This is a genomic window from Ensifer sp. D2-11 (assembly GCF_054161295.1).
The window spans coordinates 1,022,823-1,038,810 of sequence record NZ_CP096435.1; the positions used below are offsets into that span (position 1 = coordinate 1,022,823).

Genomic DNA, 15,988 nt, shown 5'->3' on the forward strand with positions numbered 1-15,988 from the left:
GTTTGTTCCGCGCGCTTCCTTCAAACATTCTAATATGCGGGAAAATTCATCAGTGTTCGCAGCTTGTGCACCGAGTGCGGCCACGTCCAGTTGTCGAGAACGGTTTGCCTGGGCGAAAAGTCGGAAAGCGTTGAGAGCATCTCAAGAATCCCCTCGTGAAAGGCGCCAGCTGCTGTGACGCGCCCAGTCTGCGGCGTAATATATTGAAGTCCGCACCGAAGCGCGCTGTTGGCAAGGACGGGCAATCCGGCAAGCATGTATTCGGTCAAGATCGCTGGCGCCCCATCATCGACGCCGCAAACGACGCCAATCTTGGCCTGGTTCATCAAGCGGTTTACCTCGGCAAACGGGACGGAGGGCGGACCGACGAAGTCAACGTTGATCTGCAAGTCACGAGCTTGCGCACGCAAAGTTTCGCTCATCTCCCCATAACCAAAGACGCACAACGCGCGATGGGAGGGCGGGAGTTTCGCCAAAGCTTCGAAAAGAATGTCGTGACGCTTGTAGCTCTGCGCGGCTGCGACATAGATGACGTCATACGGCTTCGGGCTCTGGTACGGATAGAACGTACTGATGGCAGTTTTCATTCCGGGATGCCGGTCGGTCACCTCGTCTGACTGCCACTTCGCACCGGTAAGCACGAGATCGAAATGCCGGCTAATCTCAGGCGGGATACGCAACGCTGGCGCATCAATGGAATTGTAAATCAGGTAACTGCCTTTACAGGCGGCGAGTATGTCTTCGGAAACGCCCAGGCCCCATACGCAAAGAACGTCAGGCGGACCAAATGCCAAAATGTGGGCCAGCATGTCGTTTGATGCAAACGGTACTTCCGGACCATTCATCTGAAATGAACGTCGGAAGAGAGGTCGCACTTCCCCTAGATCTGTCTCCGGAGGATCGTCCCCGCGCCAATGTGTCCAAATCTCCACAGCATCGACTATCCCCACTTTCAAGCAGGCCAGAGGAAGACGTTCGATGTATCCGCCCTCTACCGCAAAATCGCGATGTGCCCGTTCAACTGCCTTAGGCTGTTCGCGCGCACGCTTTTCCCACCGCTTCTGGCAATCCTCAACGGAGGGTACCCGAGAGGCAAATGGCCACCCGGCCTGAGAATCGCTGATGACGACAAGCCGTCGATGTTTTGGATGCGAAGTCATCCTGTAGACGGAAGAATCATGCCGTTAGTTCCTGTATGTAGGCTTTGAGAAACCCGCAATGGTGAAGCACTCGTCGGCACTCCCCGCGTTCCAGCGCGGCGAGCCAAGTTCCCGACCGCCGATCTCCCGCAGCTGCGGGAGATCGGCGCTACTTTTACTAACCGTCCCGACGCGTGGCGCTGGTCGTGACCAGAGTACGTGGCGTTCCAAACGCGCCACCGAACCAAGCAGCGACCGCGCCAACAACGAGGGAGAAGAAGCCTAAGATGGCCCCGCTCGAAACGGCGGTGGCGGCCGTATCGGCGGCTTCGGTCGCCTGTTGTTTGGCGCGTTCGATCGAGGCCTTGTAGCTCTCTTCGTATTGTTGAACCTGCGCACGTGCCTGGTCCACAGGAATGTTCTGTGCCTTTGCAATGGCATCAGCAGCACGATTTCGTGCTTCTTCCGCGGTGGCCTCGTCGCCGGTGACTGCTGCCTGCACAGCGGCGACGGCTGCGTCGCGGAGGGCTGCCGGATCGTTTCCCCCCGTCGCACTTCTGACCTGCCGCTCGATGTCGGCCATTGGATCCGCGGACGTGGCGATTGCCGGTGCGGCGGCAGAGGTGACTGTGGCGGCAGTCTTGCCGACGCCCCCGATGATGCTACTCAGACCGCTGAAGGCACCACCTACCAGCGCGCCGACGGAGGTTGTGAGGAGATACAGAACGATTAATGTCGTAACGGCCCAACTCGTCAGCCCATGGTAACTTCCCGTCGTTTTGCTGGGGCGCCCGGAAACCCTGCTGGCGATATATCCGCCGACGAAGGCCGCAACTATGCCAGAGACGGCGAACCAGAGACCGCCGGCAATCGAAAAAGTGCTCGGGTTTGGGTTGTCGGTGGTTGTCGGATCGATCACGGCGGCTCCAATGCCGACGCCCAAGAGGTTCAGCAGAAATTGCACCGCGAGCGCGAGCGCGACGCCCGCAAACACTGCTCCCCAAGAGATTTCGTTGATGGCGGAATTTGCCGAGAGATCAGGGGCGTAAACGGTCTCGCGGGTTTGATGAACGGCGGCAGGATCGCTCATGATGGTGTGCCTCCCTTTATGCAACTTGTCTAAACTAAGCACCCGCGAAAGAGTTCCTTGGCCGCGGTGGAGGCAAGCTCACCTAGATCGATCCGGGGAGGCAGGCTGTAGGGATTACCGCCTACCCGAGCGCACCGGACTGGCAAGACGACAGCCGGAGATGTGGCACTGCTTGCGACCGAGCTCAAATCAGTCGGGCAACCGCGTACCGCCTTATGAAGCTGTTTCGGGCCGGTGGCACGGTCATGTCACTGGTGGAGCGCAAGCGGGGTCGACCAGAAGGCCACCGGGTGCTGGATGGGCGGGAAGAGATCTGCCTGCCGATCATGAAAGGCTGGAATTATACCGTTCGCCTCTATCGCCCACGTGCAGAAATCCTGGAAGGTAAATGGAAGTTCCCTGAGCCGCAGGCGGTCAATTGAATTCTATTAGATGAGCCGTCCGGTTTCGGCTGCTCGTATTCAGCGGACAAGCAGGTCGCTGTTGCCCCCCGCGCCGCCGGCAACCGAATTGCGCTTCTTCGACAATTCGCCATTGTCTTTCAACGATCGATTCCGCTTCAGCGCCTCACGGTTTCCCGGCATCATCGCCGAAGCGTCCACTCCAGAACTCCCGGTAGGAGGTTATCACGCCACGTTTAGGAAATTCCCGAGGATACATTATGCGATTTTCGAAGCACAAAACGGGAACATCTCTCCCGCTTCGATTAAGCCCTCAAGAGGCGGAACTGTAGGGCCGACGCTCATGGACCTGCGCAGCCGCTCACTCATCCGCTGTTAGGCTTCGCGCGCGTGTCGCCGCAATCGGGTAATCCAGCGAAGAGCTCGTATCTGAGCGCGCGGTTGCGCGTCCTGATCATCTTCCGTTTGCTCCTACCTCAACCAGACTGGATTGTAGAGTCCTTCCAGATTAGGAAAATGCTCCGGCCGGCCGTCGATCACTTGGACGCTTTCGAGAATGCGCTCCCCTCTCGTGATCCTGATCCGGTACCCTTCAAAAGTTCGGAGTTCGAAAGAAAAAGCTTCCGAATATGTGTTGACCAAATCCCATAAGAAGTAAATCGCCACGGCTTGGCCCAGCAGTAGGGAATAGGTGTGGTCAGACCGCCAATGTACACCTGCATGATTGCGGAAAAGGGATTCGTTGGAAGCAAGCTTGTTCAGCTCGCCGCCTATCGTCATCAGGGGCCACTCAGCCTCTGGAAAGTTCGCGACGCGTAGAGTTCGTCCGTCTGGCTGCGGCTCCGCAGGAACGAATATCTGTTCCAGATCGCCCCTCGACTCCGTTGTCCGATACAAGTCCCGGAGCGATCTGTCGTCACCGACGAACGCCTTCAACAGAGTTGCGCATGCGCCGGCTGCGGTGGCGTGACCGGCAGCATAAGCACTGTGCATCGGACACCCCTCAGGGAATGCGATCGGCAGCAGGAAGGATTCACCACCACCCGCGCCCTCATTGGCCGCGTTCGCCTCCGCGACTAGCGCCAAAAGGGACTTGCCCTCCAGGACCGGTCGTTCGAGTAACTGGCGCGCATAGCCGTTGTCCCAGTTCGAAGTATAGCGCCCACGATGCTCGCCCCCGAGATGATGGCGGCTGAAGTGCACGTGAATACGGGCGCCAAACTCCTCCGGCCGAGTTCTACGCTGCACGGACCATTTTTGATACCAGGCAGCGAGCAGCGCGCGACGCGCGACTTCGGAGACGAGCGATTTCACATCGTGGTTGCCTAAAGTGATGAATCCCTGCTGGATGGACGATCCTGGCTTAGACGGTAGCCCATCGCGCCCATTGAAGGGGGAATAAGGGTTTGTGCGGGAGAAGGTCCGCTCCGGATCAAATAACCCGCCTGCGAACGGAAGAGCGGCGGCGTCCACATCAAGTTCCTTAAAGACGCGCTGCGTCAGGTCGGCCTCATAGCCCGTCCTCTCCTGCGGTGGCACCAACAACAGGAAGCAAGCGTGCAAGAACTCTTGGAAGACAATGTCGACATGGACGTATTCTCCACCGTCACGACCTGACCGTATCAGGCGGGGAACAAAGTCAAACTCCGGGTTCAGGATATTCCCGATGGCCCTCTGGGGGACAAAGCCCTGCTGCCGCTCCAGCCAGTCCTCGAAGTTCGTGAGATAGTCACGGCCTTCAACGGGCACAGGATCTCCGCCATGGTCGCGTCGCATTCGAGCTGTCCGCATCCGGGGATCAACGGTCACTCGTCCCATGGGCACCGGGCGGACAAGGTATTGAGCTACATAAGGGCCTAGGCGATCACCAAAAGTAAAGCTCCTAAATAGCCTTGCCGTGTCCGGCACTCCATTGTTCTGCGCTCTGGTGCGGAGCTCGCCATGTTCAGGCACGTTGAAGTAAAAACCCCAGTTCTCGCCCAGATCGACCGCTGCCGCGCGTGTTATTGGGTTGGACCCATAGTTGGCAAAAGGGACATCTCGCGCGAGAGCCATCCAGTACAGCTCCGCCATCTCTGCAAATTGAGAGGGATGAGAGAATTTCGGCGGTGTCGGGTATTCGATGAGATCGACGTCTTCGGAATCACTGAAGCGGAACAGTTTCACAAGATGGCAATCCACACCCTCAAGAGTATAACCTAGTGCTGCTAAGGGATTCTCGAACAGGAGCCTGAAGCCGGCCTCACCCGTGTCTTTCCTCGTCACACCTCCGGCCAAACCTTGCTGAACATGTGGCTGGACACGGTTCAAGACGACTTGATTTTCAGGAACCGTGACTGGGCCTCCTAAACCAGTCCGGAGAATCCGGGCGCCGGTAGGATCGATTTCGAAGCCTTGGGACCGGAGAAACGAAGAAAGAGCTTCCCTGTCGGTAGAACTGAGACTTTGGAACCTGGACAGCAACTCCCGCGCGGTGTCGGCTCTGGTCCCAAGCCCATCCTCGATTAGCTCATCGAACTGCTCGACATCGCTCGCTCGCAGCGCAGCAAGGAGTGCCATATACGCGTCCGCGAGGACCTCACCCGTTTCGGGATCGTGGCTTAGCCCTTTTGTAAAACTACCCACGAACCAGGAGTTCCCTCGCTCCAGAACTCCTCCTCGTCTTCGTTGCAGAGCGCCTCCCCCGCTCCTCCACCATCGGGGAGTTGGGCGTTTAGTAGACGGGTAGCGCTCGCGCGATCTCTTCTGAGCTCGCTTGCCTTGTCAGCTCGCATCCGGATCGGCGTCTGAGCTGGTGGAACGATCCGACAGGGGTGCTGGTCACCTGCCGCCTGTTGGGCGAATGATGGTACCGCAGAAGAAGCTACGAGCCCCCCTCCCAAGGCGGTTGCTCCCGCCATGAACTCGCGGCGAGAGAGATCACCTTTGGTTCCGGCAGCCTGGGGTCTCGTCTCGTCCGCTTTGCTCATGTGATGCCTCCCAAACCGGATTTGTGATGCGCCAGCGCCTGCAAGCACCCGTCGAGTGAGCAATCATACATCTGATGGTCGTCAATCTCCTCGACGACCCTGCGAGTTTTCAATTCAGAACCCAGTCGATCTGGTGGAACTGGAGTCTACAGTCTCTGAGGGGGGCTGCTCCTCGATCCCGCTCTTCAAAGACTTCAGGTCTGGTGATCGACCTCCAATTCAAACATCAAAGTTGTACTATGACCAGTAAGCAATAATTGGTAGTGTGAGCGCCGTCGGCGCAGTTCCTCGCGCAAGAAAACTCAAGGGTGGAACTCTTACGACCGATCGCTTCGCCCCCTTCAACGCCCCGTTCTGCACGTCGCTCGGATTCCATATCGTGGAGGGAGATGCATGTCCGGAGCGCCTGAGCGCCATCCTTTCGGCGGAAAAGGCTAAGGGTCTCGACCCACTTCGTCGGGTCGCGATGATGCTCGTCTTCTGATCGCTCTCCAGACTGGAGGTCGATCGTTCCTCTCGGGACGACCATATCTTTGGCCAAACAGACAAGCGTTCATGGTGCCATTTCGGTTTGTGCTGGACCCACAGTGCGGCCGAACCGCAGATCGAGTCCCTTCACCCCAGCGGCCCCAGTGACATTTCCGCTCCGAGCAGGAGCAAGCAGATAAAGAACAGGCGTCGAAAGGGAACCGGGCTGATCCGCCCGCGCAGCGCCTGGCCAACCCACATGCCTGCGAGCGCAGGGCCAAGAGCCAGTCCCGAGAGCGCCAGTCCCTGCAGCTCGAAAGCGCCATGTGCGCCAAGCGCCGCGGCGAGGGCCACGGTCGATACAGCGAAGGATAACCCGAGCGCCTGCACCAGGTCGTCCCGCGGAAGGCTGAGTGCCTGCAAGTAGGGAACGGCCGGTATGACGAGTACCCCTGTGCCGCCCGTCACGACACCAGTCACCGCGCCGATCAGCGGTGAAAGCCATGGCTCCCAGTGGGCGGGCACGCGAATCTGTGACCCTAGCAATGAATAGCCGGCGTAAGTGACGAGCGCGGCGCCGAGGGCGGTGGTGGTCGCCTCGGTCTCACCGCTGGTCAGCCATGTGACACCCAGCGTCGTGCCCGCGCAGATCGCCAGCATCATCGGCCAGAGTCTGCGGACGAGCGGACCGAAGGCGGGTCCGGCCAGAAGTTGCCAGATATTGGTAACGAAGGACGGGACGATCAGCAGGCCGGCCGCCGCCAAGGGCGAGACCAGTGCGCCAAGCACCGCCATCGCCACGGTCGGCAAGCCCATGCCGGTCACGCCCTTGACGACGCCGGCGGCGAAGAAGGTTGCGGCGGCCGCGAGCAGGACGGGCATGGACAGATCGGTCATGCCCCGTCATACCTTCTGGCGCGCCGCAGACAATGCGGAAGTACCGCAGTCAGCCTTCGGCTGGACCGAAGCCTTGCCTCCGGTTATTCTGCCGGCATGCGTTTCGATTTGACCGACCTGCGCCTGTTCCTTGTCGTGGCCGAGGCCGGCAGCATCACCCATGGCGCGGCCGAGGCCGGTCTGTCGCTACCTGCCGCGAGCGAACGCTTACGCGAGATGGAAACCTCGGCCGGTGTGAAGCTGTTGGACCGCGGCCGGCGCGGCGTGACACTGACGGGAGCCGGCGAGACGCTGCTGCACCATGCGCGGCTGATCCTCACCCAACTGGCTCGGATGCACGGTGAGGTAGGACAGCTCGCGAAAACGTTGCGCGGCACCGTCCGCCTTCTGGCCAATACGGCGGCCATGGCCGAATTCCTGCCCGCGCGGCTCGCGCCCTGGCTGGCCGCGCATCCACAAGCCGATATAGTGATTAAGGAACGCCAAAGCGCCGACATCGCCCGCAGTATCGCCCTCGGCCTTGCTGAGATCGGCGTGCTGTCGGATTCGGTCGAAACGTCTGGCCTGTCGCTACGGCCCGTCGCAACGGACCGACTTGTCGTAGTGGCGGCACGCGACCATGCCATTGCGGCCATGCGACCGGTGCGGCTTGCCGATCTGAGCGATCACCCATTTATCGGGCTGACTGAAGGCGCCTTGCAGGATCACCTAGAGGCGCAGGCGGCGCGCATCGGTCTGCGGTTCAGGCCGCGCATCCGGCTGCGCGGGTTCGACGATATCTGCCGGATGGCGAGCGCCGGTGTCGGGGTCGGCGTCGTGCCCGAGACTGCCGCACGCCGCTGCCGGAAATCAATGCCGATCTGCGTCAAAGGCTTGGCGGAGGATTGGGCGGTGCGTCGCTTGTCACTCTGCGCCCGCAGCGATACGGCACTGACGCCGCTTGCCCAAAGCCTCCTCGAGCATCTTGAAAGCGGAGAGGGTGGTTAGTCTCTGAATAAGTGAAGCTGCGAGCGCTCGGCCGAGGCGGTAGAGTCGGACGACGGCGGAGGTGTCGCCGGCGCGGGCAGCCTTTGGATGGTGCCGAACGACAACGCCATAACGCCCAATCCATGCACCAGCGTCAGTCCAACTTCGAAATTGTGCAAAATCCTCGCTTTCGACCATCATGGTCTGGCGTGGGCCTTATGATGCGAGTATTTTCAAATGGTTCACAACCAATGGAACTCTCGCGACGAAATGTCAGTTCATTCGCAGGGCTGATTATGGCGCGGTTCAACGAATGCAGCATGGCGCAAGAGCTGGTTCAGCGAGCCGGTGGTACTATCCTTGTGGGCTCGGCGCGCATCTCGCCCTACAAAGAAATTGATGCCGTCGCGCAATTCCTGAGTTTTTAGACGCGCAAAAGGCGGCAAAAATTTCGAGCAAAACTCGGAGTTTTTTCACTTTAAGCCAACGGCCATAACCGGGCCCTGCCTTCCGGGCCTACCTTCGGATGGAATTCAGCCAAATTTCTGCGAACTTTCCGGACTTCCATGACTGATGCATGGGAACCTGGACCCATTCGGAACGAATGGAGCGAGCCATGGCCTATATCCGCATTGCTGACGCGATAACCCCGATGACCGTTCTGCGAGGCGCATTCCGGCTGATCCGGCACAGGGGCGCGGAGCAGCCCGCAAGTTGCGACAATCCTTCTGCCCGTATTACTGATGCGCGGGCCCTCGAAGCCTTTTCCCTGTTCAGCGAAGAACAGCTTAGCGATATCGGCGTTTCCCGCAAGCTGCGCCGCGTCAAGTGGGACCTGTTCGATAGAAGCTTTCCTCCGGAATGCATGCCCGTGTTTGACTATTTCCGTCTTGGCGACTGAAATGTATTCTGCGGTATCGGGGGGCAGATGAGACCTGAGCGCATTTACGAATTTGTAGGCCACAGCCTCGATCTCGGTCGCGGTCGGCTTCAGCGTGGCCAGCACGAAGTGGCATTGAGGCCCAAATCCATGGCGCTGCTGATCTATCTCCTCGAAAACCCGGGCCGGGTCGTCGACAAAGAGGAACTGATCGCCGCGGTCTGGCCAAAGACCATCGTGACGGACGATTCCCTTAGCCAGTGTCTGAAGGACATCCGCGTGGCGCTAGGCAGTGCAGCAGAAGGCTTTATCCGCACCGTGCCGCGCCGCGGCTACATCCTGGACGCAGAAAATGTCCAGAGCCGCAGCCGGCTTCCGGCGCATCCGTCGGAAAAGCCGACCATTCAACCGCGCGCTCGAACCGATCAGGGAGTTTCTTGACGATCCGAGGGTGGTGGAAATCGCCGTCAACAAACCGGGCCATGTCTATGTGGAACGGTTTGGCGCCGATTACATGGAGCATCATCGAATCGACGCCCTGACGGGTGATGAAATCCAGAACATCGGCGAGCGTGTTGCGGCTGCGACGAACCAGTTTATCAGCCGCTCGAAGCCGATCCTCAGCGCCGCGCTTCCGACCGGCGAGCGTATCCAGATCGTCTTGCCGCCGGCGGCACCCGAAGGCGGCTCGATCTCGATCCGCAAGCAGGTGGTCAATAACTTTACGCTCCAGGAGTATCGCGACAACGGTTCGCTCGATAAGGTCTCTGTGGCCGTCGGCGGACTCAGCGACATTGATCGCGAACTGATAGGGCATCTGCGCGGAAATCGGATTTTCGATTTCATCCATACCGCCATCACCAAGCGGGTCTCTATCCTGATCAGTGGCGGCACTTCCTCCGGCAAAACGACCTTCCTCAATGCCTGCCTGAAGAGCGTCGATCCGCATGAGCGGATCATCACGCTCGAGGACACGCGAGAGCTCTTCCCACCGCAAGCAAATGCCGTTCATCTGATTGCGTCGAAGGGCGACCAGGGCACAGCGGACGTGACAATTCAAAGCCTGCTCGAGTCATCGCTGCGCATGCGGCCGGACCGTCTGTTCGTCGGCGAAATTCGAGGCGCAGAGGCTTTTTCCTTCCTCCGGGCAATCAACACCGGCCATCCCGGCAGCATGTCGACGGTTCACGCCGACACGCCGATGGGCGCTTATGAACAGCTAGCCATGATGATGCAGCAAGCCGGCATGTCGGCGGGTTTTTCGAAGCAGGATCTGATGTCGTATATTCAGATGGTCATCCCGATCGTCATCCAGCTCCGCCGTGAAGGCGGCAAGCGGGGGGTCTCTGAGATCTTCTTCGCCCGGGATGAGTCATGACGAAGCAGCTCCAGGCTTTATACCTGCTCTTTTGCGTCGGGATAGCGTTCGTTGTCTGGATGCTCGGGTACGGCCTGGGGCTTCAGTTCTTCTACAAGGACGGTCGGATCCTCGAAACGACGATCACGAGCAATCCCTTCGCTCCGATTCAACAGTTCTGGCATTACAAAACGAGCCCAGCCCTGCAGAAGGTCGCGCTTGGGTCGATAGTGCCGGCGCTGCTGGTGGCGGGCCTTGTCGCCTACATCGGACTGAAACCGACGAGCAGCCCATTGGGGGATGCCGCCTTTCAGGACATGGCTTCGCTACGACGCGGGAAGTGGTTCCGCAAACAGGGCCATATCTTCGGTCGGGTCGGGCGGAACATACTCCGCACCAAGGACGACCGGCATCATCTGATCATTGGCCCGACGCGCTCGGGTAAAGGCGCGGGCTATGTGATCCCCAATGCGCTGATGCACGAAGGCTCGATGATCGTCACCGACCTCAAGGGAGAAGTGTTCAAGGCGACGGCGGGTTATCGCCGGCAGAACGGCAGCCAAGTCTTCCTATTCGCGCCCGGCTCCGAAAAGACCAACAGCTATAACCCGCTGGACTTTATCCGGCCGGAGCGCGGCAATCGCACGACCGACATTCAAAACATCGCCAGCATTCTTGTGCCCGAGAACACGGGATCAGAAAATTCCGTCTGGCAAGCGACCGCGCAACAGGTCCTTGCCGGCGCGATCAGCTACATCACGGAAAGCCCCTTCTACAAAGACCGGCGCAACCTCGCCGAGGTCAATTCCTTTTTTAACAGCGGCATCGATCTCCAGGCGCTCATGAAATACATCAAGGAAAAAGAGCCCTACCTTTCGAAGTTCACAGTCGAGAGCTTCAATTCCTATATTGCCCTATCGGAACGCGCCGCCGCGTCTGCTCTCTTGGACATTCAAAAGGCGATGCGGCCTTTCAAAAATGAGCGGATCGTTGCAGCGACCAATGTCACCGACATGGATCTTCGCGCAATGAAGCGCCGGCCGATCTCGATCTACCTGGCGCCGAACATCACCGACATCACCCTGCTGCGCCCTCTCCTCACCCTGTTCGTGCAGCAGGTAATGGATATCCTCACACTCGAGCACGATCCAAATTCCCTCCCCGTCTACTTCCTGCTCGATGAGTTCCGGCAGTTGAAGCGGATGGACGAGATCATGACCAAGCTGCCCTATGTGGCTGGTTATAACATCAAGCTCGCCTTCATCATCCAGGATCTGAAGAACCTCGACGAGATCTACGGCGAAACCTCCCGGCATTCCCTGCTCGGCAATTGTGGCTATCAGCTCGTCCTCGGCGCCAACGACCAGGCCACAGCCGAGTATGCATCGCGCGCGCTCGGAAAGCGCACCATCCGTTACCAGTCGGAATCCCGCACGATCGAATTGATGGGCCTGCCTCGCCGCACGAAGGTGGAGCAGATTCGCGAACGCGATCTGATGATGCCGCAGGAGGTCCGGCAAATGCCGGAGAACAAGATGATCCTGCTAATCGAAGGACAACGGCCGATCTTCGGTGAAAAGCTTCGCTTCTTCCAAACACAGCCCTTCAAATCAGCCGAGGCATTTTCTCAGGCCAACACTCCGCAGGTGCCGGAAGTCGATTATCTGGCACCGAAGCCCGTGCCGGCGACAACTCCAGAATATACCAAGGGGGGAGATCCTTCCGTCGAAATCCCCTCGCCGGCGCCAGCGAAAGAGGAGAAGCCTTTGACGGCCGCCGCGGCGCAGGCGAATCCGGTCAAGGCGGAACCTGCGGCAGACGAGAAAGCTGCAGCATCTGCCAAACGCACCGTCAATAAAAAGGCGCTGCGCCCGAAGCCTAAGGCGAATGCTGCAAACGCTGGTGGTGCGGAAGCATCTGCAAGCCTCGATGCAATGGAAGCCCGGATAAAGGCGATCGAGGAGGGCCTCAAACCAAAGGCCGCGCAGCTCAAGGAAGTGGTCGAGATGAAGGCTGAGAAGCTTGGCGACAAGTCTCCGACCAAGCGCCGCAACATCCTGGACATCTTCAGCGCGACTGTGCCTGATCCCGTCGAAGTTCGTGTGGCGGCCGAATAGCTTGCCGAGATCGCTTCCGGAGCCATTGCAGCCATCCGAACCTGCTGGCGCTACGGCTCAAATCGACCTCTGCCGCCGTAGGGGACGATGACCGGGAATGGCTCGATTGAGCCCGAAGCGGTCCATCCAGGTGTCGAGTTCAGCGGCACAGATGCGCCATAAGCGGCCATATCCAAATTCGTGGCTCACCATGATTGCGCCCATATATTGCCAGTCCTAGCTTTGGCGATCTACTACCAGTGCAACTAGGAAACTTTGAAATGACAATAGCGGTAGTTTGGAAAGAAGACGGGTTGTTGTGGTGTGCCGCTGACACACGATTGGTCGCTGGCGAGCGGAACAACATTACAACCGAGGTGGCAGCAAAGATTTATTCGATTCCGCTTTCTACAAGTGCGTACAATCCGGGCTTACCCCTCGACCTTATCGCATCGGAACGTCGTCACCCTCACTACTGGACGCAATATGGGTTCGTATATGCTGGGGCGGCTCTGCCAGCATCGCAGACAGCTATTACGGCCTCAACTCTTCTGCAGAACCTAGTTCGTCCAGGTGGTCGCGGGAATCCGCCTGTCTTTGAAGATGTAGCGCAACTGATCCACAGGTTGGCGCGCCGGTTTATGATGGAGAGACGTCAGTTCGGAGCTGAGGGGCTATTCCAAGCCGCCTTCTTCGGGTGGTGCCCTTTCAACAACATATACAGACTCGCGTATATTGATGGTCGAGAAGACGCAGGGAATTTCAGGGTTGAGCTAAGCTACCCCGAGATTCCCGACGCCGAAGGAGAACCTTGGCTCGTCTTAGGTAGCGGCACTAAGGCGTTCCTCAGAGCAAAAACTGAGTACCTTCAAAACGAGCCCGATATTCGAAAGCGAGTTCCACGACGCGTCATTGATAAGATGGTGGCTGAAGCGCTGGATGAGGCGGTAGGCGGCGCGACATCAATAGGTGCTGCTTATCCGGACGGCTTCCAACTGTTCTACGCTGTCGAACCGATAGAGCACGGGCAACCAGCGGCTCGGAGGGTGTTCAATGGCCTTGACCTAGATGCGGAAATTGGTTGCGTTGGTCAATATGCGGTAGCATTCAACGGCATCGCGTGAGTGAAGCACTCGATATGACCGGTTACGGCCGTCAGCCGCCCTGGCGCTGGTGCGCCAACAGCGGACAACGATGCGAGCGCGGTGGTTCTTGGGCTTTAGCGACTGCAGTACGAGACGCTCATCCTCCCCTGCAAGCCTCCTTCGGAACCTTATCTACTAAGTGCTTTGGGGAAAGGCTTGCATCCCGACTGGATTGAATCCGGCCGACTCTGCTACTTTGAGGCGTTGAGATCAAGGAGCAGACATGACTGAAACCCAATTACGTCGTTACCGCCGATGTCATGAACCGCGGCGGGGACGGCCTGAACCGCACGACGGCTCGCAACTCTAAAACCTTTATGGAGCGGGTCGACAACGACATTGCCATGAACGAGTCACGTCATCAGCGTCACCGTTACGGAAGACCGCGTGTCCCATTACAGGAAGCGCACCACTGACTAAAGTCCTTCCGGAAATTCGGGACATCTACCTGCGTTCGGCCTCCCATTACGGATTTTATCATCGGGCTTGGGTACCGATCATGCGCGGGTGGGCTTCCCGTGTCCGGGCAACCCTACCGAAGGCCATGCCCAAGAACCCGATGCACGCCTACCATCCCAAGGCGAAACCGATTGAAGTCCTGTTGCGCCGCCTGTCGGACACGGACGACCGACGTATCTTGCTAATGGTGTGGGCCATGCACGCTCTCCAGAGCAACCGTGTCGCCCAGGCGAAGGGACTCATCCGCCATCCCATCGAGGCCGAAACCACGGATATGGAATCCAAGTTCATGGCCTACAAATGGGAGATGGAGAGCATCATCACGCTGACGCTCAACATGCGGAAAGATGTCGTGCCGGACTTCATGAAGAGGCCTATCAATACGGCTGATTTCAGCGATTTTGCCGACACGATGAACCTTCTCAAGGCAGTTGAGCAGGAAGACAGCAAGCAACTCACCGGCGACACCATCATGCGGGAATTCCACCGCATCGCGCATCGCCAGTTTCCGTGGCAGACCGGATGGGAGAACGTGGCCAACATTTACCGCCACGTGTTCATCTATGGGCAGGGGCAGTGCGCAGATTACTTCGAGAAGACCTATGGCTTGACCATTCAGGATTTCATGGCCTGCTGCTTCTGCCTCTATGTCCAGACTCAACAAGCAGCTTGGAACATGCCCTTGAGCGGGAAGCTGCCGGTCGAGCTTGCCGAAGGCGCAATGGAAAAGACGATGGCCATGGTGTCGGCGGAATTGTGGACCGCTCGCCGTGAATCCTTCGAGCTTTACAAGAAGCTGGCAGCGGGGAACGCCATTCCGGCCGCCTATCATCCCAGCTATCTTCGCGTGCGGCCGATTATCCGGGCAGCGCCGCGCAACCACTACATCGCGCCTTTCCCCGAGTTCCTGTTGCTGCGTTCCACGGTCGGGCTGTATTTCGACCTTATCAACGCGCCTACCGGGGCGATGAACGAGGCACGGAGCCGGTTCGAGAAGTACGCACGGAACACCATCCAGGCTTATTTGCCCGAATTCGACCCGCAGCCGGCGCAGCCTTACACCTACAAGAACAATCCCGCCGAGACGCCCGACGCGCTGATGCACCGTAACGGGGAAATCGTCGCGGTATTTGAGTGCAAGGCCACCAAGCTGTCGTTTCAGGCGCAGTATGCCAATGACCCGGCAGCCGACGCCAAGAGCCAATACGATCAGATCGCCAATGGGGTTTTCCAGCTCTGGCGGTTCTTCTCCCATGTTCGACGCGGCATCATCCAGCATCCGCTTGCGGAAGAAGTGGCGGCTGTGGTGCTGACCATGGAGCCATGGACGCAGACTTCGGCCGAGCTGCGGACAGCAATGATTGCTGAAGCTGAGAAGATCGCAGCACAGAAAGAGCCGGAGATGACGGCCGCCGACAAGCGTACCCCGCTGTTCGTGTCTATCCACGAGCTTGAGAACGTCATGAGCCGATCCACCGGCGATGACCTGCTGGAGACGTTCCGAGCGGCGGCGCATGACAACCAGTTCAACGGCTGGAGCATTCGCGAGGTAAGGACAGCAGCTGTTCCCAACGTGCGGCAGGCGAAGAAATACCCGTTCGAGCCGGGTGATTTGCTGCCGTGGTGGAAGGACACGTACGACAAGGGTGTTGCCAGGCGGGCGGCCAAGGCCGCGTCTGCTGGCGAGAAAGACCAATAATTCCTCCCGTCCCTTGAAAATCGTTTTTGGCACCCACCATTTCAAGCGCCGAGTTTCAGCTCGTCGATGGTTGTGCCGGCTGGCCTAATCTTTGATGTTTTGGCGTGTCCATTCGTCCAGGACCTTGCAAAAGACCTCGTGATGGATTTTTTGAAAGGATTTAAGATGAACGCATACGTGAAAACTGGGGTATTCCTTCTCGCGGTTCTGTGGGGTCCATTAGGATAGAAGGGGCACGCCTAAAGCGTCGGAGTGGTCAGAAGTCGTTGCAGCCAAAGAGCACCGCGAAGGGCCGGGAAACCAGCCTCCCCACCCCAATCAGAACCCCGGCCAATCCCGGGGTTCTTTCGTTTGCGTTACGGCCGGGCACCTCGCATACGGCGCAAACCAATATCGCGAGCGGGCGGCAACCATGCCGTATG

12 protein-coding genes and 1 pseudogene are annotated in these 15,988 nt (G+C 58.7%); 8 read left to right on the top strand and 5 right to left on the bottom strand.

The annotated features are described in order from the left end of the window. Positions 1-29 precede the first annotated feature (29 nt). Positions 30-1,160: a glycosyltransferase gene (locus M1D34_RS30590; RefSeq protein WP_498785047.1), complete on the bottom strand. Its 1,131-nt coding sequence runs from the start codon at positions 1,158-1,160 to the stop codon at positions 30-32. A 157-nt stretch (positions 1,161-1,317) separates the two neighbouring features. Next, positions 1,318-2,229 (bottom strand): PhnA-like protein, encoded by a 912-nt coding sequence (locus M1D34_RS30595; RefSeq protein ID WP_498785049.1) that lies wholly within the window; start codon positions 2,227-2,229, stop codon positions 1,318-1,320. A gap of 296 nt (positions 2,230-2,525) precedes the next feature. Here M1D34_RS30595 and M1D34_RS30600 point away from each other — a divergent pair. Next, a pseudogene (locus M1D34_RS30600) lies at positions 2,526-2,651 on the top strand (carboxylesterase); the annotation flags it as partial. Between the two features lie 450 nt (positions 2,652-3,101). On the opposite strand, the gene M1D34_RS30605 reads toward M1D34_RS30600, so the two are convergent. The 3 genes from M1D34_RS30605 to M1D34_RS30615 form a co-directional block, all read right to left on the bottom strand. After that, complete coding sequence (locus tag M1D34_RS30605; protein WP_498785050.1) at positions 3,102-5,189, bottom strand: phosphatase PAP2 family protein; 2,088 nt, start codon at positions 5,187-5,189, stop codon at positions 3,102-3,104. A gap of 41 nt (positions 5,190-5,230) precedes the next feature. After that, positions 5,231-5,599 (bottom strand): twin-arginine translocation signal domain-containing protein, encoded by a 369-nt coding sequence (locus M1D34_RS30610; RefSeq protein ID WP_498785052.1) that lies wholly within the window; start codon positions 5,597-5,599, stop codon positions 5,231-5,233. Positions 5,600-6,214: 615 nt separating this feature from the next. Then, on the bottom strand, positions 6,215-6,964 hold the full coding sequence (locus M1D34_RS30615) for a sulfite exporter TauE/SafE family protein (RefSeq protein WP_498785054.1): 750 nt from the start codon (positions 6,962-6,964) through the stop codon (positions 6,215-6,217). Positions 6,965-7,060: 96 nt separating this feature from the next. Here M1D34_RS30615 and M1D34_RS30620 point away from each other — a divergent pair, with 96 nt between their 5' ends. From M1D34_RS30620 to M1D34_RS30650, 7 genes are all read left to right on the top strand, one after another. Further along, complete coding sequence (locus M1D34_RS30620) at positions 7,061-7,951, top strand: LysR family transcriptional regulator (protein ID WP_498785056.1); 891 nt, start codon at positions 7,061-7,063, stop codon at positions 7,949-7,951. Positions 7,952-8,546: 595 nt separating this feature from the next. After that, entirely contained in the window at positions 8,547-8,831 is a 285-nt protein-coding gene (locus M1D34_RS30625; RefSeq protein ID WP_498785058.1) for a hypothetical protein, read from the top strand. Positions 8,832-8,960: 129 nt separating this feature from the next. Beyond that, on the top strand, positions 8,961-9,251 hold the full coding sequence (locus M1D34_RS30630; RefSeq protein WP_498785060.1) for a winged helix-turn-helix domain-containing protein: 291 nt from the start codon (positions 8,961-8,963) through the stop codon (positions 9,249-9,251). Then, entirely contained in the window at positions 9,163-10,188 is a 1,026-nt protein-coding gene (gene virB11, locus M1D34_RS30635) for a P-type DNA transfer ATPase VirB11 (RefSeq protein ID WP_498786208.1), read from the top strand. The genes M1D34_RS30630 and virB11 overlap by 89 nt, the downstream gene beginning before the upstream one ends. Next, positions 10,185-12,284, top strand: coding sequence for a type IV secretory system conjugative DNA transfer family protein (locus M1D34_RS30640; RefSeq protein ID WP_498785062.1), 2,100 nt, complete (start codon positions 10,185-10,187; stop codon positions 12,282-12,284). Before virB11 ends, M1D34_RS30640 begins: the two co-directional genes overlap by 4 nt. Positions 12,285-12,544: 260 nt before the next feature. Then, the gene (locus M1D34_RS30645; protein WP_498785064.1) at positions 12,545-13,387 is read left to right on the top strand and encodes a hypothetical protein; all 843 of its coding nucleotides are present in this window, start codon (positions 12,545-12,547) and stop codon (positions 13,385-13,387) included. 565 nt (positions 13,388-13,952) lie between these two features. Next, the gene (locus tag M1D34_RS30650; protein ID WP_498785066.1) at positions 13,953-15,566 is read left to right on the top strand and encodes a hypothetical protein; all 1,614 of its coding nucleotides are present in this window, start codon (positions 13,953-13,955) and stop codon (positions 15,564-15,566) included. The last annotated feature ends 422 nt before the right edge of the window (positions 15,567-15,988 follow it).

Bases quoted from the DNA above. Each gene is read 5' to 3' on its own strand.
- M1D34_RS30590 (WP_498785047.1), bottom strand. From the start codon at position 1,160: ATGACTTCGCATCCAAAACATCGACGGCTTGTCGTCATCAGCGATTCT.
- M1D34_RS30595 (WP_498785049.1), bottom strand. From the start codon at position 2,229: ATGAGCGATCCTGCCGCCGTTCATCAAACCCGCGAGACCGTTTACGCC.
- M1D34_RS30630 (WP_498785060.1), top strand. From the start codon at position 8,961: ATGGCGCTGCTGATCTATCTCCTCGAAAACCCGGGCCGGGTCGTCGAC.
- M1D34_RS30650 (WP_498785066.1), top strand. From the start codon at position 13,953: ATGCCCAAGAACCCGATGCACGCCTACCATCCCAAGGCGAAACCGATT.
- M1D34_RS30625 (WP_498785058.1), top strand. From the start codon at position 8,547: ATGGCCTATATCCGCATTGCTGACGCGATAACCCCGATGACCGTTCTG.
- virB11 (WP_498786208.1), top strand. From the start codon at position 9,163: ATGTCCAGAGCCGCAGCCGGCTTCCGGCGCATCCGTCGGAAAAGCCGA.
- M1D34_RS30645 (WP_498785064.1), top strand. From the start codon at position 12,545: ATGACAATAGCGGTAGTTTGGAAAGAAGACGGGTTGTTGTGGTGTGCC.
- M1D34_RS30640 (WP_498785062.1), top strand. From the start codon at position 10,185: ATGACGAAGCAGCTCCAGGCTTTATACCTGCTCTTTTGCGTCGGGATA.
- M1D34_RS30615 (WP_498785054.1), bottom strand. From the start codon at position 6,964: ATGACCGATCTGTCCATGCCCGTCCTGCTCGCGGCCGCCGCAACCTTC.
- M1D34_RS30605 (WP_498785050.1), bottom strand. From the start codon at position 5,189: ATGGCACTCCTTGCTGCGCTGCGAGCGAGCGATGTCGAGCAGTTCGAT.
- M1D34_RS30610 (WP_498785052.1), bottom strand. From the start codon at position 5,599: ATGAGCAAAGCGGACGAGACGAGACCCCAGGCTGCCGGAACCAAAGGT.
- M1D34_RS30620 (WP_498785056.1), top strand. From the start codon at position 7,061: ATGCGTTTCGATTTGACCGACCTGCGCCTGTTCCTTGTCGTGGCCGAG.